Annotated in this window: 16 protein-coding genes; 12 read left to right on the top strand and 4 right to left on the bottom strand. The window is 72.0% G+C overall.

The annotated features are described in order from the left end of the window. Positions 1 to 3 precede the first annotated feature (3 nt). Genes ACLJQE_RS16555 through ACLJQE_RS16570 form a run of 4 tightly spaced genes read left to right on the top strand, consistent with a single transcriptional unit; the run spans position 4 to position 7617 of the window. Positions 4 to 1479, top strand: coding sequence for a hypothetical protein (locus tag ACLJQE_RS16555; RefSeq protein WP_410640099.1), 1476 nt, complete (start codon positions 4 to 6; stop codon positions 1477 to 1479). Continuing rightward, positions 1479 to 2279 (top strand): hypothetical protein, encoded by an 801-nt coding sequence (locus ACLJQE_RS16560; protein ID WP_410640100.1) that lies wholly within the window; start codon positions 1479 to 1481, stop codon positions 2277 to 2279. The genes ACLJQE_RS16555 and ACLJQE_RS16560 overlap by 1 nt, the downstream gene beginning before the upstream one ends. Before the next feature lie 12 nt (positions 2280 to 2291). Next, positions 2292 to 6794 (top strand): hypothetical protein, encoded by a 4503-nt coding sequence (locus ACLJQE_RS16565; protein WP_410640101.1) that lies wholly within the window; start codon positions 2292 to 2294, stop codon positions 6792 to 6794. 37 nt (positions 6795 to 6831) lie between these two features. After that, entirely contained in the window at positions 6832 to 7617 is a 786-nt protein-coding gene (locus tag ACLJQE_RS16570) for a TIGR03620 family F420-dependent LLM class oxidoreductase (protein WP_410640102.1), read from the top strand. Here ACLJQE_RS16570 and ACLJQE_RS16575 read toward each other — a convergent pair. After that, positions 7614 to 7829, bottom strand: coding sequence for a hypothetical protein (locus tag ACLJQE_RS16575; protein ID WP_410640103.1), 216 nt, complete (start codon positions 7827 to 7829; stop codon positions 7614 to 7616). The two genes, ACLJQE_RS16570 and ACLJQE_RS16575, sit on opposite strands and share 4 nt — an antisense overlap. Before the next feature lie 35 nt (positions 7830 to 7864). On the opposite strand from ACLJQE_RS16575, the gene ACLJQE_RS16580 reads away from it, so the two are divergent. After that, complete coding sequence (locus ACLJQE_RS16580; RefSeq protein WP_410640104.1) at positions 7865 to 8209, top strand: ArsR/SmtB family transcription factor; 345 nt, start codon at positions 7865 to 7867, stop codon at positions 8207 to 8209. On the opposite strand, the gene ACLJQE_RS16585 is transcribed toward ACLJQE_RS16580, so the two are convergent. Continuing rightward, positions 8190 to 8834 (bottom strand): LysE family translocator, encoded by a 645-nt coding sequence (locus tag ACLJQE_RS16585; protein WP_410640105.1) that lies wholly within the window; start codon positions 8832 to 8834, stop codon positions 8190 to 8192. The genes ACLJQE_RS16580 and ACLJQE_RS16585 overlap by 20 nt on opposite strands. Positions 8835 to 8906: 72 nt before the next feature. Here ACLJQE_RS16585 and ACLJQE_RS16590 point away from each other — a divergent pair, with 72 nt between their 5' ends. The 6 genes from ACLJQE_RS16590 to ACLJQE_RS16615 all read left to right on the top strand — a co-directional run bounded on the left by ACLJQE_RS16590 (position 8907) and on the right by ACLJQE_RS16615 (position 14424). After that, positions 8907 to 10088 carry a winged helix DNA-binding domain-containing protein gene (locus ACLJQE_RS16590; protein WP_410640106.1) on the top strand — a complete coding sequence of 394 codons (1182 nt, stop codon included), beginning with the start codon at positions 8907 to 8909 and terminating at the stop codon, positions 10086 to 10088. A 516-nt stretch (positions 10089 to 10604) separates the two neighbouring features. Next, the gene (gene gap / locus ACLJQE_RS16595) at positions 10605 to 11609 is read left to right on the top strand and encodes a type I glyceraldehyde-3-phosphate dehydrogenase (protein WP_410640107.1); all 1005 of its coding nucleotides are present in this window, start codon (positions 10605 to 10607) and stop codon (positions 11607 to 11609) included. A 4-nt stretch (positions 11610 to 11613) separates the two neighbouring features. After that, the gene (locus ACLJQE_RS16600) at positions 11614 to 12828 is read left to right on the top strand and encodes a phosphoglycerate kinase (RefSeq protein ID WP_410640108.1); all 1215 of its coding nucleotides are present in this window, start codon (positions 11614 to 11616) and stop codon (positions 12826 to 12828) included. Then, on the top strand, positions 12828 to 13613 hold the full coding sequence (gene tpiA, locus ACLJQE_RS16605; RefSeq protein ID WP_410640109.1) for a triose-phosphate isomerase: 786 nt from the start codon (positions 12828 to 12830) through the stop codon (positions 13611 to 13613). The genes ACLJQE_RS16600 and tpiA overlap by 1 nt, the downstream gene beginning before the upstream one ends. Before the next feature lie 128 nt (positions 13614 to 13741). Then, the gene (gene secG, locus ACLJQE_RS16610; protein WP_013224669.1) at positions 13742 to 13972 is read left to right on the top strand and encodes a preprotein translocase subunit SecG; all 231 of its coding nucleotides are present in this window, start codon (positions 13742 to 13744) and stop codon (positions 13970 to 13972) included. Positions 13973 to 14079: 107 nt separating this feature from the next. Beyond that, a complete protein-coding gene (locus ACLJQE_RS16615; RefSeq protein ID WP_410640110.1) occupies positions 14080 to 14424 on the top strand; it encodes an RNA polymerase-binding protein RbpA in 345 nt (114 codons plus the stop codon). A 458-nt stretch (positions 14425 to 14882) separates the two neighbouring features. Here the strand turns inward: ACLJQE_RS16615 and ACLJQE_RS16620 are convergent, their stop codons facing one another. Both ACLJQE_RS16620 and ACLJQE_RS16625 read right to left on the bottom strand, forming a co-directional pair. After that, a complete protein-coding gene (locus ACLJQE_RS16620; protein ID WP_410640111.1) occupies positions 14883 to 16082 on the bottom strand; it encodes a sensor histidine kinase in 1200 nt (399 codons plus the stop codon). Positions 16083 to 16372: 290 nt separating this feature from the next. After that, on the bottom strand, positions 16373 to 17479 hold the full coding sequence (locus ACLJQE_RS16625) for an FAD-dependent oxidoreductase (RefSeq protein ID WP_410640112.1): 1107 nt from the start codon (positions 17477 to 17479) through the stop codon (positions 16373 to 16375). Between the two features lie 70 nt (positions 17480 to 17549). Here ACLJQE_RS16625 and ACLJQE_RS16630 point away from each other — a divergent pair, with 70 nt between their 5' ends. Next, the gene (locus tag ACLJQE_RS16630) at positions 17550 to 18110 is read left to right on the top strand and encodes a TetR family transcriptional regulator (protein ID WP_410640113.1); all 561 of its coding nucleotides are present in this window, start codon (positions 17550 to 17552) and stop codon (positions 18108 to 18110) included. Positions 18111 to 18180 lie beyond the last annotated feature (70 nt).

Here is an 18180-nt window from a genome sequence, read left to right on the forward strand (position 1 = left end):
GCTGTGCGAGACGACGAGACCGGGACACCGGGCCTGGCCGACGAGGGGCTGACGCGCCGCCTCAAGGCGCTGGCCTGCACCGCGCCGCTGCACGACCTGGACGCGCGGAAGGCGAAGCTCGACTGGGCGGACGCGACGATCTACCAGATGGCCGAGATCGCGCTGCACACGATCGATCAGGTCACCATCGCGATGGACTTCGACACCGGCGCCGGCCACGACGAGGTCATCGACCGGCTGCTGCCGTTCATCGCCCAGCAGGCGCCGTCGCGGATGCCCGAGGAACACGTCCGGGTGGCCAAGTGGGTCCTGGACAACCTGATCAACGTCGGCACCACCGACCGCGGCTTCCGGCGCGTCTACGGCTCGATCGGGCCGGGCGGCTACCAGCGGCGCCAGTTCGACTTCAAGCTGCTGGTCGAGCTGGCCGCCCCGGACGGCGAGGTCTACCTGCGCGCCACCGACGAGGCCATCAACGTCCTGGTCGGTGCGCTCGACACCGACGTCGAGTCGGCGCACATCGCCGCCGAGGTCAAGCTGGAAAACCTGATTGCGCGTGGCCGGCTGGCCGACGCGAAGCTGGCCGCCGAGCAGGCCCGCTACCGGACCGTCCAGTACGGCGAGACGCTGCGCGCGAAGCTCGACTCGACCCGCCGCGACGTCCGCTCGGTCGACTGGGAACGCGAGGTCCCGGAACTGCTGGACAGCGCGCTGAGCCACATCGAGGCCCGGTTCCGCGCCGAGAACGCCATCCTCAAGAACATCACCACCGCCCGCGACGAGACCGAGGACCTCGACCGCAAGCGCCGGGCCGCCGAGCTCGTCGACATCGTCGGCGACTGCATCCGGCGGCACACCCGCCTGCAGTCCCGCCTGGCCGACGCGGGTGCGGTGTTCCGCGCCGAGCAGGACCGCCAGCAGTTCTCCGGCCCGCCCCAGCGCGCGACCCTGGACCTCTTCGGCCAGCTCCTCGTCCCCACGCTCGGGCTCCCGCTGGCCGACGCCGTCGCCCCCGTCGAACACTTCTTCCACGCCGCCGCCGGGATCGCCCCGCCGGTGGTGCCGTCGCTGTCGTCGCTGGTCTCGCTGCTGCTGCGGCCCGCGCCCGAGCGAGACCAGCTCGTCGGCGAGATCCCCGAGCCGGAACTCATGCCCGCCGAGGTCAGCGACAAGTTCGGCGACGACGTCTGGCGGCGCGCCGACGAACTCCTCGACCTGCCCGAAGTGCCGCGGAGGCTGTCGGGGCTGCTCGAAGAAGCCCGTCGCAGCCGTCAGCCGGGGCTCGCCGCCCTGGTCGCGCTGCGCGCGGTCCACGCCTACAGTCCCGGGATCGGCGCGGCCCGCCGTCAAGGCGACCGCTCGGTGCTGCTCGCCGTCGACGACGGCACGCTGCTCGACGACCCGGACTTCGGCGGCGCCGACCTGCTCCTGTCCACCGCCGCCGTAGAGCGTGCCGACGAAGAAGAGGAAGTCGCGTAATGGCGCTGTCCCACAGCAGCGTGGACGCCGAGGCCGCGGCCCGGCTGGTCGCCTTCGGCATGCGGCCGAAGCAGCTGCCCGCGCGTGACGTCGTGTACGGCGACCTCGTGCGCCGCTACGGCGAGGACAACGCGTTCAAGGCCCTCACCCACGCCGTCGCCGCCGGGCTCGGGCTCATGGTCCTCGAGGTCAACCAGCAGGCGGGGGCGGTCCTCGCGGCCACCGACGAGTCCGTCTTCGAGATCAAGATGGACTCCTACGCCCGCCAGGCCAAGATCCGCGAGCGCCGCGAGACCGAGAAGGTGCTGCACGGGCTGATCCACCTCGCCACCGCGGCGCTGGGCTACCCGCGTCCCGACGACCTGGCCAACGACACCTACATCGGCCGCGTCAGCGTCGAGCAGGTCGACGCGATGGTCCGCGAAGCCGCGCGGATGCTGGACGAACGCGCCGCGCAGGCCGAGGCCAACAACGACCCCCTGGCCGACGCGCCGGAGCTGGAACAGGCGTGGCGGGCCTACACCCGCCGTCCCGCCGCGGCCGCCACCAAGGACGGCCGCCTCGCCGCCGACACGACCCGCGGCATGGTCAGCCGCGCCCTGCGGTTCCTCGCCGACCAGGGTTTCCTGGTCCCGGTGAGCGACGAGCAGGGCGGCACCTACCGGACCACCCCGCGCTACCAGATCCAGGTCCGCGAACTCGCCGCCGACGCCGCCTTCGACGACTTGCTCGCGCTCGACGTCGTGACCGTCGCGACCGCCGGGGGCACGCTGCGCGCGGCCGCTTCGGACACGCTTTAACGAGGGGAATCGATGTACGAGCTTTCGCGGGTCCGCCTGCACTCGGTGGGCCCGGCGGGTGCCCGCTACCAGGACGTCGTGCTCGACTTCAGCGGCGTCGGCGCCAAGATCACCGCCCCGAAGCAGGACGCGTTGTTCAGCGCGGGCATCCACGCGACCGGCCCGGCCGAGCTGCGCCGCCCGTCCCCGGCGAGCGTGCTGTTCCTCGAGAACGGCGGCGGCAAGTCCGTGCTGATCAAGCTGATCTTCTCGGTGATGCTGCCCGGCCGCCGCCAGGTCGTCGGCACCACCAGCACCAAGGTCCTGGAGAAGTTCGTCGCCGCCAAGGACGTCTCGCACGTGGTACTGGAGTGGCTGCACGTCGAAAGCGGCCACCGGATCATCACCGGGAAGGTGTCGGAGTGGCGCGGGCACGTCGTGTCCGCCGACTCCGAGAACCTCGCCGACTCCTGGTACTGCTTCCGCCCGACCGCCGCGCTCGGCCTGGATTCGCTGCCGATGACCCAGGACGGCCGGCTGCTCACCATGTCCGGCTTCCACGACAAGCTCACCGCCGCCCAGCTGGCCGAGCCCGAGCTGGAGCTGTCCTGGACCCGCCGCCACCACGAGTGGACCGGCCGCCTCGACGGCCTCGGCCTCGACACCGAGCTGTTCCGCTACCAGCGCGCGATGAACGCCGGCGAAGGCGAAGCGGCGGACGCGTTCGCCTTCGGCACCGACGACGCCTTCGTCGACTTCCTGCTGCGCGCGGTCATCTCCGAGGAGGAGCCGAAGGACCTCGCGGAGGTCGTCGCGACCTACGCGCACAACCTGGCGCAGCGCGGGGATCTCCTGGCCGAACGCGACTTCGTGGCCGGTGCCCTGGAGCTGCTGGGGCCGCTGGCCGCCGAAGAAGGCGTCGCCGCGGAGTCGCGGAAGATCGCTGAATCGGCGAAAGCCGACATGACCGAGCTGGCCGGGCGGGTCGTCGCCCGCAACGAACTCGAGAACGCGCGGCTGTCCGGGCTCGAAGACCACGTCACCGAGGTCAAGTCCGCGGAGAAGCTCGCCGAGGGCGATCACCGGCGGCTCGCCGCGGCCGTCACCGAGCTGCGCCGCCTGGTCGCGGTGCTGCGGCTGGACGAGGCTCAGGAGGCCCGCAAGCGCGTCGACGCCGAGCTGGCGTCGGCGAAGACCGAGGCGGAGGCCTGGCGCGAGACGGCGACGGTCCTCAACTCGTTGAATGCCGCCCGCAAGGCGAAGGACCTGCGCGAACTCGTCGGCAGCCGGGAGGAGAAGGCGCGGCCCGCCTTGACGGCGCGCAACGACGCTGCTTCGGCGCTCGCCCGCGGGTTGCACGCCCTCGCCCAGGACGCCCAGCGGCAGGCCGACAAGGCCGAAGCACACGCGGGCGCGTTGCGTGCCGAGGCCGAGAAGGCGCAGACCGAGCGCGACGAAGCCGCGAACCTCGCGGCTGCCCGCCGGGCCGAAGCCCGCGGGCTGACCGCGCGGATCACCGAGCTGCGCGAAGAGGTCCAGGCGGCCGTCCGTGCGGGGTTGCTGCCGTCGGGCGTCGACGTCGCCGAAGCTGCGCGGGCCGCGCGGTCGGCCGCCGAGTCGGCGACCGCCGAGCTGGCCCGCCGCGAACAGGAACTCGACCGCGTCGGCGCGGACCTCCAAGCGGCGCAACGGGCCGTGAACGAGGCGCACCAGCTCGCGGGCACCACGCAGGACCGCCTGGAGCGTGCCACCGAAGACCTCGACCGGGCCCACCGCCGCACCGACGCGCTGGCCGCGGAGGGCCGCCTGGTCGAGCTGCTCGGCGCGGACGACGTCGCGCTCGAAAGCGATCTGCCGGTGCTGCTGGAACGGCTGCGCGAGGCGAGCGCGGCCGTCGAAAAGGAGCAGACCGCGCTGCGGATGGAGGAGTCCGCCGACGAGCGGGCGCTGGCCGCGCTGGGGTCCGGCGGGCTGCTGCCGCCGCCGGAAGACGTCCAGGCGGCGCTCGACGCCTTGGAAGAGGCCGGGATCACCGCGTGGTCCGGCTGGCGCTATCTGTCCAAATTGGATGCATCGCGGCGCGTCGAAGTGCTGGAAACCCTGCCGCAGCTGGTCTCCGGCGTTCTGCTCAACGATGCCGCGCACGTGGACCGCGCTCGCGAAGTGCTCACGAAGCGGCGGCTGCTGCCGTCCGCGACCATCGCCGTCGGCACCACGGTGGCCCTGCAGGCCGAGGTCCCGCCGGCCCCGGGCGTCGAGTTCCTCGTGCCGCCGAACCCCGCGATGTACGACGAGGAAGCCGCCGACGCCGAGCGGGAAGCCGTCGCCCGGCGGCACACCGAGCGGCAGCGGCGGCTCGAAGCGTTGTCCGCCAAGCTGTCCGCGGACGGCGCGTTGACGTGGAAGCTCACCACCTGGCGCGAGGACTATCCGCCGGGCGCGATCGCGACCCTGGCCGAGCAGGCCCAGGCCGCCCGCACCGTGCGCGAGACCGCGCGCACGGCGCTGGCGCAGGCCGACGCGGAGTTCGCGCGGCTGAGCGAAAAAGCGGCGTCGTTGCGCGAGCGCGTCCCGGAGCTGCGGGCGGCCGCCGCGGAGGCCGAGGAGAAGGCCCGGCGGCTCGGCGAGCTGGGCGTCCGCAGCGCCCGGATCGCGGAGTGGACCGAAGAGGCCGAGCGGGCAACCGAGATCGCCGAGCGCGCCGACCTCCAGGCGTCCGACGCGGCGGGCAAGGCCGCGCGGCTGCGCGAGCAGGCGGGGGAGGAGCAGCGCACCGCCGACGGCCACCGCCGCACCGCGACGACCGCGCGCGCCGAACTCGCCGAGGTGCCCGGCGCGGCCGAGGCGGCGGACGGCCCGGTGCCGGCCGAGCCGGTCGACGCGCTGCGCCGGACCTACCTGTCGGCGTCCGAGTCGTACGCGAAGGTCGAGGTCGGCAGCGACCTGCGTGCCGAGCTGGAGCAGGCCGAGTCCGCCGAAGCGGCCGCGGGATCGGCCGTCGAGTCCCTGGACGAGGCGGTCCGCTCGCGCGCGGCCGAACTGCTGGAAACACCGGACGGCTCCGACGCTTCCGCCCGCGCGGCCGCATTGGCGCGTGCCCGCCGCGTCGTCGACGGCCTGGAGGACGAGCGCACCGAAGCCATCGGGCTCGTCTCGACGCGGCGGGCCGAGCTGGACGCGCTGCCGCTGCAGAACGGCGTCACCGGGGAGAAGCCGCGCGACATCGAGCACGGCCTGGAGCTGATCGACGCGGCAGGCCTGGAGGCGTCGGCGGCCGCGCGCAAGTGGGAAGAGCTGCAGGAACGCCGGGCCGCGGCCGAAGCGACGCTGGAGTCGGCGCGTACTTCGGCGTCCGGGTTCGCGCTGCTCGCGGAGTCGATGGCCCACCTGGTGACCGGCACCGAGAAGGACACAGCGGCCGCCTACGACGGCGACGTCGACACCGCACGCGCCCAGCACGCGCGGCTGAACGCGACCTTCAACCAGGCGCAGGACGCCGCCGACGCCGGCGACCGGCGGGTGCGCGCGGCCGCGGACCAGCTCGCGCAGTACGCGACGGAGAAGCGGTTCGAGAAGCTGAGCACGCCGGTGCGCCAGCAGGTCATCTCGGTCAAGCGCGACCAGCTCCCGGCCCACGCCGCCGAGTGGGCCGAAGCGCTGCGGCCGCGGCTGCGGTCGCTCACCGACGACCTCGCGCAGATCGACCGGCACCGCGGCGGCATCATCACCCGCCTCCAGGGCATGGTCGACGGCGCGCTCCGGACGTTGCGGTCCGCGCAGCGCGTCTCCCGGCTGCCGGACGGCCTCGGCGACTGGTCCGGGCAGGAGTTCCTGCGCATCCGCTTCACCGAGCTGGAGGACAACGCGCTCACCGAGAAGCTCGGCGAAGTCGTCGACGAGGCCGCCGTGGGCAAGACGGCGGACGGCCGGGACGTCAAGCGCGACGGGCTCTCCCTGGTGCTGCGGGGCGTCCGGGCGGCGGCACCCAAGGGGTTCCGCGTCGACATGCTCAAGCCGGACTCGGTGCTGCGGACCGAACGCCAGCGCGTCTCGGAGATCCGCGACGTCTTCTCCGGCGGCCAGCAGCTGACCGCGGCGATCATCCTGTACTGCACGTTGGCCGCGCTGCGGGCGAACAACCGCGGCAAGGCCCGCAACCGGCACTCGGGGGTGCTGTTCCTGGACAACCCGATCGGCCGCGCGTCGGCGGGCTACCTGCTGGAACTGCAGCGGGCGGTGGCCGAGGCACTGGGCGTGCAGCTGATCTACACGACGGGCCTGTTCGACGCGGGCGCGCTGTCGGAGTTCCCGCTGATCGTGCGGCTGCGCAACGACGCCGACCTGCGGGCGGGCCGGAAGTACCTGTCGGTGGACTCGACGATCCGGAACTCCCTGGAGGACCTCGGCGAGCCGGACGGCGTCGCGCGCCTGTCGGCGACCCGGATGTTCACGCGGGCGGCCGATGCCCTCGGTGCCGCCGAGCCCGCTGATTCCGCGGACTTCGCTGATTCCGCCGAGGACGAACAAACCGCCTGACGGGAACAACCCGGCCGGTTCCGGGGTTGCCGGGCGCATGACGAAACTGGGGCCGCTGGGGGCCACTCACACCGCACTGGACACCGAGACGGCCGTGGCGGTCGAGCTCGAAGAGCTGGGCTACGCCACGCTGTGGCTGGCCGGCGGGCGGGGCGACAACCTGCCGCGGATCACCGAGGTCGTCCGGGGGACTTCGCGGATCCAGGTGGCGAGCGGGATCCTGTCGGTGGACCGGGTGCCCTCGGCCGCCGTGGCTTCGGCGTACGCCGAGCTGCCCACCGGGCGGTTCGTGGTCGGCCTCGGCGGGGCGCACGGCGCGCGTCCGCTGGCCACGCTCGGCGACTACCTCGACGAGATCGACGACGCCGTGCCGCCGTCCGCGCGGATCCTGTCGGCGCTCGGGCCGCGGATGCTGGAGCTGGCGCGCGACCGCGCGTCCGGCGCGTACCCGTACCTGGTGACGACGGACTACGTCGCGTCGGCGCGCGAGATCCTGGGTGCGGACCGGCAGCTCGCGGTGCTGCTCAGCGTGGTGGCGGAGACCGACGTGGCCAAGGTGCGCGAGGTCGTGCGAGGTGGCTCGCTGCGGTTCCTGGCCGGGATACCGGGCTACGCGGCGAACTTCCGCCGGATGGGGTTCGGCGACGCGGACATCGCGGACCTGTCGGACCGGCTGGTCGACGGCCTGACCGTCTGGGGCGACTTCGACGGCGTCGTCGCGCGGCTGCGGGAGTACCGGGCCGCCGGCGCCGACCAGGTGGTCGTCCCGCTCGAGGGCCTGCCGCGGGAGTGGTGGCCGGAACTGGTCAAGGCGCTGGCCTAGCCGCGGATCGCCTGCTGGTAGGCGGCGAGCGCGTCGGCGTCGTCGATGCTGCCGCGGTGGTGGACCTGCACCGGAGTACTCGAGATCGCGCTGGTTGAAGGCGTAGGAGAACGATTCGAGGGCGGCCAGCGCACCCTCGCGGGCGGGCTTGCCCGCTTCGTCGAGCCGGTGGCGCGCGGCCGGGCCGAAGGTGGCGTCGAGGTGCCGGGCACGGTGGCTCCTAGAGTGTTCGATGGAGGTCGACCTGATGACTGTACGACAATCGTCGAACACCGCGCGGGCGCGCGGGCTCACGCACGCGGTCCCGGCGGCGGTTTCGCTGCAGGACGCACTGGCCGCGGTCGCCGATCCGGTGCGCCGCAGCATCTTGCGCGAGCTGGCCGCCGTGCCGGAGTGGACGAAGGCGTGCGGCACGTTCGACCTGACGGTGGCGAAGGCGACCCGCAGCCACCACTTCGCCGTGCTGCGCGCGGCGGGCCTGATCGAACAGCGCGACGAAGGTCCGCGGCGGCTGAACCGCTTGCGGCGCCCCGAATTCGACGCCGCCTTCCCGGGCTTGCTCGACCTGGTGCTCAGTCACCCCGGCCCGTGAAGGCCAGGGAGGTGCCCAGGCCGATCATCACGAGTCCGCCGGTGCCGCCGACCATTTCCAGGCGCTTCGGTGAGCGGGCGAACCACGTGCGGGCGGTGCCGGCGACCAGCGCCCACGCGCTGTCGGTGGCCAAGGCGATGGCGGGCAGGCAAAGTCCGAGGACCAACATCTGGGCCGGCACCGACCCGGCAGCCGGGTCGACGAACTGGGGCAGCAGCGCCGCCAGGAACACGATCGACTTCGGGTTCGCGAAGCCGACGACGAAGCCGTCGCGCAGCACGGCCGGCACGCGTCCGGGCGTGGCGCGCACCTGCGCGGCCATCGCGTCGGTCAGCTTCCGGCGGTGCCGCACCGCCTGGATCCCCAGGTACACCAGGTAGCTCGCGCCGGCGACCTTGATCGCGGTGAACACCGCCGCGGACGTCGTCACCAGCGCACCGAGGCCGAACGCGACCGCGACGACCTGCGTGTACACGCCCACGGAGTTGCCGACGACGGTGAGCAGCGCGTCGCGCCGCCCGACGGTGAGCGCACGGCTGATCGTGAACAGCACGCTCGGCCCGGGGACCACGACCATGAGGAACGTCAGTGCGGCGAAGGCCGCCAAGTGCGTACCGGAGACCATGGCCGGAGGCTATCGCCTGGTCACCGGACATGACCAGGCGTTTTTGTCGGTGCCCGGTGGTAGGAAAAGCGGGTGTCTCCGACCATCAGCACCGAGCAGCGCCGGGCCCGCCTCGCCGTCCGCCACCACCTCGCCGCGCCCGCGGCCTCGGTGGCGGACGCCGTCGCCGGGGTCGTCGCGCTGCACGCCACCGACCCGGCCACCGTCCACCTGTCCGCGTCCGCCCGGCTCGCCGGCCCGGCCGTTTCCGACGTCGAGCGCACGCTCTACGACGAGCGTTCGCTGCTGCGCTTGCTGGGCATGCGGCGCACGGTGTTCGTCACGGACCTGGACACGGCGGCGCTGGTGCAGGCGGGCTGCTCGGCGGACATCGAGGTCAAGCAGCGGAAACTGCTGGAACAGCACCTCGGGCGGCAGGGGCACCCGGAGAACGTGCCGGAGCCGGGGAAGTGGCTGGCCGACGTCGAGGCGTCGGTCGAGGCGGCCCTGCGCGCCCGCGGTTCGGCGACGGCGCAGCAGCTGAGCGAAGCCGAGCCCCGCCTGCGCCAGCAGCTGCTGATGGCGGCGGGCAAGCCGTACGAGGCGATCGGCAACGTGACGAGCCGGGTGCTGTTCCTGCTGGCGGCGGCTGGCCGGATCGCGCGCGGCCGTCCCCGCGGCAGCTGGCTCAGCAGCCAGTACGTGTGGCACCCGCTGGACGAGTGGATCCCGGGCGGGCTCGCGAAGTGGGATGCGGACGAGGCCCGGGTGGAGCTGGCCCGGAGGTGGCTGCGCGCGTACGGCCCGGCGCCGGCGTCCGACCTGAGGTGGTGGACGGGCTGGACGGCGGGGCAGGCGAAGAAGGCTTTGGCGGCCCTTCCTCTCGTGGAAGTCGACCTCGAGGGCGTGGCGGGAGTGGTGCTGGCGGACGACGTGGCCCCGGTGCCCGAGCCGCCGCCGTGGGTGGCGTTCCTGCCGTCGCTGGACCCGACCCCGATGGGCTGGCAGGACCGCGACTGGTTCCTGGGCCCTCACCGCGCGCCCCTGTTCGACCGCAGCGGCAACGTCGGCCCGACGGTGTGGGCGTTCGGGCGGGTGGTCGGCGGCTGGGCCCAGCGCGCCTCGGGAGAAGTGGTGTTCAGGCTGCTGGAGGACGTGGGCGCGGAGACCCGCGCGAGGGTGGAAGCGGAGGCGGAGCGGTGCGCGAAGTGGTTCGGCGAGGTGCGGGTGACACCGCGGTTCCGGACGCCGCTGGAACGCGAGCTGGCGGGCTGATGGCGACCGGAGAGGCGTTGCCGGGGTTCGCCGGTTCGGCGGCGCCGGGCTTGCCGGCGCTCGAAGGGCGGGAATCCGTGGGTTCGTCCGCGCCGGTCCGGCCGGGTGAACGCGCCGTCTCCACCGCGCTGGATCGGTCGAGTCATCGACCTCACGCCGCGCTGCCCTGCCGGCCGCCGAGCCACCGCCGCGGCCCCGCTGGCGCCGTCCGGTGCCTGAATCGGTCAAGCCCGGATTTCCGTCCCGCGGCCGGTCCGCGCCCGAGGGCTCCCGTCCCCGCCGCTTCCAGCCGGAACCGGTCCCGGCACCCGGACTTCCCGCGCGCGGCGGTCCCTCGCGACCGGCCCTCGAAACCCTAGTGGAACGACCCGTCTTCTTAATCGATTCTTGACCCGTTCGCCAAGTGGTGGAAGTCTCGTCAGGGCAGTCAGGGACGCGTATGCCCGCACGCTAGGGTGGCCGCGAGCCCGCAAGTCACGGCCGGGGTCCCGGCCGATCCTCAGAGGAGTGGCAGCAGTGACCGTTCGCGTAGGTGTCAACGGCTTCGGCCGCATCGGCCGCAACTTCTTCCGCGCCGTGCAGGCCAGCGGCCAGGACATCGAGGTCGTGGCCTTCAACGATCTCGGCGACGTCGCCACCATGGCCCACCTGCTGAAGTACGACTCCATCCTGGGCCGGTTCCCGGGTGAGGTCAGCGTCAGCGACGAGGGCATCGTCGTCGACGGCAAGACCATCAAGGCCCTCGCCGAGCGCGACCCGGCCAACCTGCCCTGGGGCGAGCTGGGTGTGGACGTCGTCCTCGAGTCCACCGGCTTCTTCACCAACGCCGACGCCGCCAAGGCGCACATCGCCGGCGGCGCCAAGAAGGTCATCATCTCCGCGCCCGCCAAGGGCGAGGACCTGACCGTCGTCCTCGGCGTCAACGACGACAAGTACGACGGCTCGCAGGTCATCATCTCGAACGCGTCCTGCACCACCAACTGCCTCGGCCCGCTGGCCAAGGTCCTCAACGACGCCTTCGGCATCGAGCAGGGCCTGATGACCACGGTCCACGCCTACACGCAGGACCAGAACCTGCAGGACGCCCCGCACAAGGACCTGCGCCGCGCCCGCGCCGCCGCCCTGAACGTCGTCCCGACCTCGACCGGTGCCGCCAAGGCCATCGGCCTCGTCCTGCCGGAGCTGCAGGGCAAGCTGGACGGCTACGCGCTGCGTGTCCCGATCCCGACCGGCTCGGCCACCGACCTCACCGTCACCCTGACCAAGGCCGCCACGGTCGAGGAGATCAACGCCGCCTACAAGGCCGCCGCCGAGGGTCCCCTCGCGGGCATCCTGCGCTACTCGGACGACCCGATCGTGTCGGCCGACATCGTCACCGACCCGGCGTCCTGCATCTACGACGCGCCGCTGACCAAGGTCATCGGCAACCAGGTCAAGGTCGTCGGCTGGTACGACAACGAGTGGGGCTACTCCAACCGCCTCGCCGACCTGGTCACGCTCGTCGGTTCGAAGCTGTCCTGACCCGATGACCGTCAAGAACCTCGACGACCTGCTGGGCGAGGGCGTTCAGGGCCGCTACGTACTCGTGCGCAGCGACCTGAACGTCCCGCTCGACGGGGATCGGATCACCGACGACGGCCGGGTCCGCGCCGCGCTGCCGACGATCGAGAAGCTCGCCGAGGCGGGCGCGAAGGTCGTCGTCACCGCGCACCTCGGCCGTCCGAAGGGCGAGCCGGACGCGAAGTACACCCTCGCGCCCGTCGCGAAGCGGCTTTCGGAGCTGCTCGGCGCCGAGGTCACGCTGGCCGGCGACCTGGTCGGCGAGTCCGCGAAGGCGCTGACGGCCGGCCTCGCCGACGGCGGCGTCGTGCTTCTGGAGAACGTGCGCTTCGACGCGCGCGAGACCAGCAAGGACGCCGTGGACCGCTCCGAGCTGGCCGCCGAGCTGGGCGCGCTCGTCCCGGGCGGCGCGTTCGTCTCCGACGGCTTCGGCGTCGTCCACCGCAAGCAGGCCTCGGTCTACGAGGTCGCGTCGGTGCTTCCGGCGTACGCGGGCGGCCTGGTGCTGGCCGAGCTGGACGTGCTCAAGAAGCTGACCGACGACGTGCAGCGGCCGTATGTGGTCGTGCTCGGCGGCGCGAAGGTGTCGGACAAGCTCGGCGTCATCGCGAACCTGCTGACCAAGGTCGACCGGCTGCTCGTCGGCGGCGGCATGGCGTACACCTTCCTCAAGGCCCAGGGCCACGAGGTCGGCCAGTCGCTGCTGCAGGCCGACCAGCTCGACCAGGTCAAGGGCTTCCTCGCCGAGGCCGAGAAGCGCGGCGTCGAACTGGTGCTGCCGGTGGACGTCCTGGCCGCGACGGAGTTCTCGGCCGACGCCGAGCACGAAGCGGTCGACGCCACCGCCATCCCGGCCGACCGCCAGGGCCTCGACATCGGCCCGCGCAGCCGCGAGCTGTTCGCGAGCAAGCTGGCCGACGCGGCCACGGTCTTCTGGAACGGCCCGATGGGCGTGTTCGAGTTCGAGGCGTTCTCGGGCGGCACGCGTGCCGTGGCCGAGGCGCTCGTGAAGAGCGACGCGTTCACCGTGGTCGGCGGCGGTGACTCGGCGGCCGCGGTGCGGCAGCTGGGCCTGCCCGAGGACGGCTTCTCGCACATCTCCACCGGCGGCGGTGCCTCGCTGGAGTACCTCGAAGGCAAGGAACTGCCGGGCGTGAGCGCCCTGGAGGAGAAGAACTAGTGGCACGCAAGCCGTTCATCGCCGGCAACTGGAAGATGAACCAGAACCACCTCGAGGCGATCGCGCTGGTGCAGAAGATCGCCTTCGCACTGCCGGAGAAGTACTACGCGAAGGTCGACGTGGCGGTGCTGCCGCCGTTCACCGACATCCGCAGCGTGCAGACCCTGGTCGACGGCGACAAGCTGTCGCTCACCTACGGCGCGCAGGACATCTCGCCGTACGACTCCGGCGCCTACACGGGTGACATCTCGGGCCTGATGCTGGCCAAGCTGGGCTGCAAGTTCGTCACGGTCGGGCACTCGGAGCGGCGCGAATACCACGCCGAGACCGACGAACTGGTCAACAAGAAGGTCAAGGCCGCGCTCAAGCACGGCATCACGCCGATCCTCTGCATCGGGGAGAAGCTCGAGGTCCGCGAGGCCGGCGAGCACATCCACCACACCACGACGCAGCTGATCGAGGGCCTGAAGGGCCTCAAGGCCGAGCAGGTCAACGACGTGGTGGTCGCGTACGAGCCGGTCTGGGCGATCGGCACCGGCAAGGTCGCGTCGTCGTCGGACGCCGAAGAGGTCTGCAAGGCCATCCGGGCGACCCTCCAGGAGAAGTACGGCGACGAGGTCGCTTCGTCCGTCCGGGTGCTCTACGGGGGATCGGTGAAGTCGGGCAACATCAGCGAGCTGGTGGGCTGCGAGAACATCGACGGTGCCCTGGTCGGCGGAGCGAGCCTCGACGGCGAGGAGTTCACGAAACTCTGCGCACTCGCTGCAGGCGGGCCGCTGCCCTGATCGAGGCCACGACCGGGTAACCTGTGTATCCGGTCCGTCACACAGCAGTGGACGAGTCCAGGGGTACGGTGGTGGTCGGAAACAACCATGCCGTACCCCTGCATTCTCCTAGAGCCCCAGAGGATGACATGAAGCTGTTCCTGCAAATCCTGTTGATCGTCACCAGCGTTTTCCTGGTGGTCGCGGTGCTGCTGCACCGGGGCCGGGGCGGGGGCCTGTCGTCGCTGTTCGGCGGCGGGATGCAGTCGAGCCTGGCCGGGTCGAGCGTGGCCGAGAAGAACCTCGACCGCATCACCCTGGGGCTGGGCGCGGTGTGGCTGATCAGCATCGTGGGCCTGGGTCTGCTGCTCAAGGTGTGAGGCGTCCGGCGTTCCGTCGTCGGCCGCGACCGGGTCCAGACGGCGGTGCGCAGCGATTCGGCGTGCCTATTGGGGGGCGCGCCGCCGATTCCTAGGTGTGAGGATTCATGGTTGGCGGTAACGCGATTCGGGGCACCCGGGTGGGTGCCGGTCCTACGGGCGAATCGGAACGAGGTGAATCGGCGCCGCGGCGCCGGGTCGGCTACTGGTGCGCCAACGGCCACGAGGCTCGGCCATCGTTCGCGCTCGACGCGGAAATCCCCGACGAGTGGGACTGTCCCCGCTGCGGGCTCCCGGGCGGGCAGGACGAAAAGAACCCACCGGCTGCGCCACGGACCGAGCCGTACAAGACACACCTGGCCTACGTGAAGGAGCGGCGCAGCGACGCCGACGGCGAGGCCATCCTGGCGGAGGCGCTCGACCGCCTGCGCAAGCGCCGGGAAATCATCTAGCCGGTTCAGCTGGAAGCCACCCCGAGGGAAGCGGACCCCTCGAGGTGGCTTTTCGCGCGCCCACTAGTCCTCGCCTGTCCCCCCGCGATCTGCGAGCGGGCCACCAGCAACCGCCAGACACCAGCCGACTCCCTAGGCACGCAAGCCGACGGTCCGGGCACGCAAGCCGACGGTCCGGGCACGCGAGCCGACGGTCTGGATACGCGAGCCGACCGTCCAGGCACGTGAACCGACCGTCCCGGGCGCCCGCCACATACCGCGACTGGCGGAGGATTCGCGTGTTCCGGTGCTGAGCAGCCCCCGATTTCCACGCTACCGGCGGGCACCGACGGTTTTTGAGCCGGAACCGCCGCGAGTGGCGGATTCCGGTCGTTTCCGTCCGGAATCCGCCACTCGCGCCTTGGCGCGATCCGGATTCGTCGGTGCCCGCCGCTAAGCTGGAAACCGGGGGCCGGAGGTCAGCGGTCCAGCGGATACCGCGCCCGCACGCGGAAGCCGCCGTCCTCCGTTCCGGATGTCTCGAAGCTGCCGCCGAGGAGGCGGGCGCGCTCGGCCAAGCCCGTCAGGCCGTGGCCGCCCGAGGGCAAGCCCTCCGTCGGGCGGCTTGCCCGCTCGTTGCGGACCTCGATCTTGAGCGCTCCGTGCTCACCCTGGATGCGGATCGTCGCCGTCGCGCCCGGGGCGTGTTTGTGGACGTTCGTCAAGCACTCCTGCACCGTCCGGTAGGCCGCCGCGGACACCTGGTTGGGGAGGGCCTCCGGGAGGTGCTCCACCGTCAGGTGCACCGGGACGTCGGCCGTGCGGATCAGCCGGTCGAGCTCGTTGATGCCCGGCCGCGGGCCGTCGTCGTCCGAGCCGGCGCGCAGCACGCTGACCAGGGACCGCAGCTCTTCCAGGGTCCGCTTGGACAGCATGCGGATGACCTGCGCCGTCTCCAGCGCCCGGGCGTCGGTGGTCTGGGCCTGGAGCGCGCCGGCCTGCATGGCGATCAGCGTGATCTGGTGCGAAACGACGTCGTGCATCTCGCGGGCCAGCCGCGCGCGCTCCTCGGCGCGGACGGCGTCGGCGTGGAAGCGGCGCTCGCGGTCGCGGCTCGTGGCCAGCTCGGCGAGCTTGTTCGAGACCTCGGTGCGCGCGCCGATCAGCAGGCCGATCGCGATCGGCATGCCGGCGACCAGGACGCCGTAGATGCCGTCGAGGATGTGCTCGCGCCAGCTCAGCTCGGCGAAGTCTTCCAGGGGCCACTGCACGAACCGGCACGTCCACACCAGCGCCGCGCCGACCCAGGTCTGCCAGTGCAGCTGACGGCGGGTGGCGAGCATGCCGAGCGTGATCATCGACGCGAGCTGGGCCCAGCCGGCCAGGAAGCCGGGGACCGCGACGAGCACGGCGAGGAACGGGAACTGCCGGCGGAACACCACCGCGAGGCAGGCCGCGCCGGACAGGTAGATCGAGTACGGCTGGGCCTTCTCCGGAATGACCAGCCAGACGTCGAGCACGGCCAGGATGACCGCGGCCGCCTCGATGGCGAACGTGACCACAGCGGGGCGGGGCATCGAGCCGAACAGGCTCAGGCCACGGTTGCGCACCCGCTCGGCGGCCGATGGCCCCGAGCCGGCGATCGAGATGCCTGGAATCGAGAGTCCCTCTGTACTCATCGCTGGCGACCCCATTCGTCTTGTGGACTTGGTGATGAGAGGCGCTCGGGGTCCGATCGGGACGCGCAGCGGCAGACAAATGTGCGGATGCTAACGAGGTCGCGTACGGAGACGGTTAGTTTCACCCGCAGCCGGTGCTCCGGCGTCCGGATTCCGTAACCGGCTGGGCCGTCCGGGGGTACGTCGGCGAGGAGGGCTACCGGTAGTGGGAGGTCTGTCTCCCACCGTGCGCCAAGACGACCACATCGTGGGAATCACGTTACCCACGTGTGGTCGCCCGGCGATGGCTGTCAAGCCGCCATGGACCGGAGGTCGTCGCTCAGCAGGTCGTGCAGGCCGGACGCGCAGGCCTTCGCCGTCTCGATCGACCGCGGCAGCATGCCGGCCTCGTACGTCCGGACTGCTTGTCCGACGCTCGGCGCGGTGGCCAGTGCGGTCGCCAGCTCGGTGCCGTCGAGGAGGGCGAGGTTCGCGCCGACGCCGAGCGGCGGCATCAGGTGCGCGGCGTCGCCGAGCAGGGTGAGCCCGGGTGTCGTCGTCCAGGCGTGCGGGACCGGCAGGACCTGGAGCGGCCGGTGCGCGAACCCGCCGTCGTGCTCCCGCAGGTACGCCAGCAGGTCCGGGTGCCAGCCCGCGTAGTGCTCGAGCAGGTGGTCCCGCACCGCGTCCGGGTCGGCGAAGTCGAGGCCGTCGGCCCAGTCTTCGGGGGCGTAGAAGGTGGCGTAGCAGCGGACGTGGCCGGTGCTGGTGCGCTGGGCGACGAGCGCCTTTCCACCGGCCTTCGTCATCATCGTCCCCTGGCCGGTCCGCGCGGCGAGGGCCGGGTGGCGGCGGTCGGCGTCGTCGAGCCCGAACTCGACGAACGTGACGCCGCTGTAGTGCGGCCGGACGCCGGTGAGGGCCCGCCGGACGCGGGACCACGCGCCGTCCGCGCCGACGACCAGGTCGAAGTCCCCGACGGCGCCGTCGGCGAACGTCAGCCGCGCGCCGCTGCCGGTCGAGGTGACGCCGGCGACCGGACGTCCCCAGTGGACGGTGCCGGGGGAGAGGGAGTCCAGCAGGATGCCGCGGAGCTGGCCGCGGTCGATTTCGGGCCGGGAGTCGTCGCCTTCGGCGGGGAGCTCGTCGAGGACGGCTTCGGCGGTGTGCGGGTCCAGGGCGCGCATCTGCTGGCCCTCCGGCCGGGCCAGGGCGCGGAACTGTTCGTGCAGGCCGGCGGTGCGGAGGGCGACCTGGCCGGTGTCGCCGTGCAGATCGAGGGTGCCGCCCTGTGGCCGCGCGTCGGCGGCGGGTTCCTGTTCGAAGACGGTGACGTCGAGGCCGTGGAGCTGCAGGACACGGGCGCAGGCGAGCCCGCCGAGGCCGGCGCCGGCGATCGCGATACGAGAAAAGGTCATGTCACTAAGAAAGCAGAGTCACTCAAAAAGTGCAACGACTTAACTTTTGTAGTGAGTTAGACTTTGGTGCATGACCGAAGTGACCGGGCGCCGCGAGCGCAAGAAGGCGCAGACCCGCAAAGCCCTCGCCGACGCCGCGCTCGAGCTGTTCCTCGACCGCGGCTACGAGAAGGTCGGGGTGAAGGAGATCGCGGATGCCGCGGACGTCTCGGTGACCACGTTGTTCAAGTACTTCCCCAGCAAGGAAGCCCTGGTGTTCGACCAGGACGAGGACATCGAGGAGGCCCTGGTCGGCGCGGTCCACGGGCGGCCGCCGGGCTTCACGGTGGTGGACGCGCTGCGCGAGCACCTCCTGCGCCTCGCCGAAAGCTCCCCGAGCGACGAGTTCCTCTCGCTGATCGAGAGCGAGCCGGCCCTGCGCGACTACGCCAGGCGGATGTGGATGCGCCACGAGACAAAGCTGGCCCGCGCGATCGCGAAGGAAATGGGCGCCCCCGAAGGCGACGTGGCCTGCGCGGCCCTGGCCCGGTTCGCCCTGGCCTCGCGAGAGCTGATCCTCGCCCACGAGCACCCCCGCCGGGCGGCGGAGGAGATCTTCGCCCGCCTGCAGCGCGGCTGGCGGACGGAGTGAGCCGATGCTCTGTCCGCCAGCCTGAACGAATGAAGGCCCCCTGCCGCGGCAAAGGGCCTTCACCAACCGA

The organism is Amycolatopsis sp. lyj-346, assembly GCF_046548975.1.
Taxonomy (GTDB): domain Bacteria; phylum Actinomycetota; class Actinomycetes; order Mycobacteriales; family Pseudonocardiaceae; genus Amycolatopsis.

Excerpts from the sequence above, each read along its gene's own strand:
- ACLJQE_RS16560 (WP_410640100.1), top strand. The coding sequence starts at position 1,479 with ATGGCGCTGTCCCACAGCAGCGTGGACGCCGAGGCCGCGGCCCGGCTG.
- ACLJQE_RS16565 (WP_410640101.1), top strand. The coding sequence starts at position 2,292 with ATGTACGAGCTTTCGCGGGTCCGCCTGCACTCGGTGGGCCCGGCGGGT.
- ACLJQE_RS16570 (WP_410640102.1), top strand. The coding sequence starts at position 6,832 with ATGACGAAACTGGGGCCGCTGGGGGCCACTCACACCGCACTGGACACC.
- ACLJQE_RS16580 (WP_410640104.1), top strand. The coding sequence starts at position 7,865 with ATGACTGTACGACAATCGTCGAACACCGCGCGGGCGCGCGGGCTCACG.
- ACLJQE_RS16585 (WP_410640105.1), bottom strand. The coding sequence starts at position 8,834 with ATGGTCTCCGGTACGCACTTGGCGGCCTTCGCCGCACTGACGTTCCTC.
- ACLJQE_RS16600 (WP_410640108.1), top strand. The coding sequence starts at position 11,614 with ATGACCGTCAAGAACCTCGACGACCTGCTGGGCGAGGGCGTTCAGGGC.
- secG (WP_013224669.1), top strand. The coding sequence starts at position 13,742 with ATGAAGCTGTTCCTGCAAATCCTGTTGATCGTCACCAGCGTTTTCCTG.
- ACLJQE_RS16615 (WP_410640110.1), top strand. The coding sequence starts at position 14,080 with ATGGTTGGCGGTAACGCGATTCGGGGCACCCGGGTGGGTGCCGGTCCT.
- ACLJQE_RS16620 (WP_410640111.1), bottom strand. The coding sequence starts at position 16,082 with ATGAGTACAGAGGGACTCTCGATTCCAGGCATCTCGATCGCCGGCTCG.
- ACLJQE_RS16625 (WP_410640112.1), bottom strand. The coding sequence starts at position 17,479 with ATGACCTTTTCTCGTATCGCGATCGCCGGCGCCGGCCTCGGCGGGCTC.
- ACLJQE_RS16630 (WP_410640113.1), top strand. The coding sequence starts at position 17,550 with ATGACCGAAGTGACCGGGCGCCGCGAGCGCAAGAAGGCGCAGACCCGC.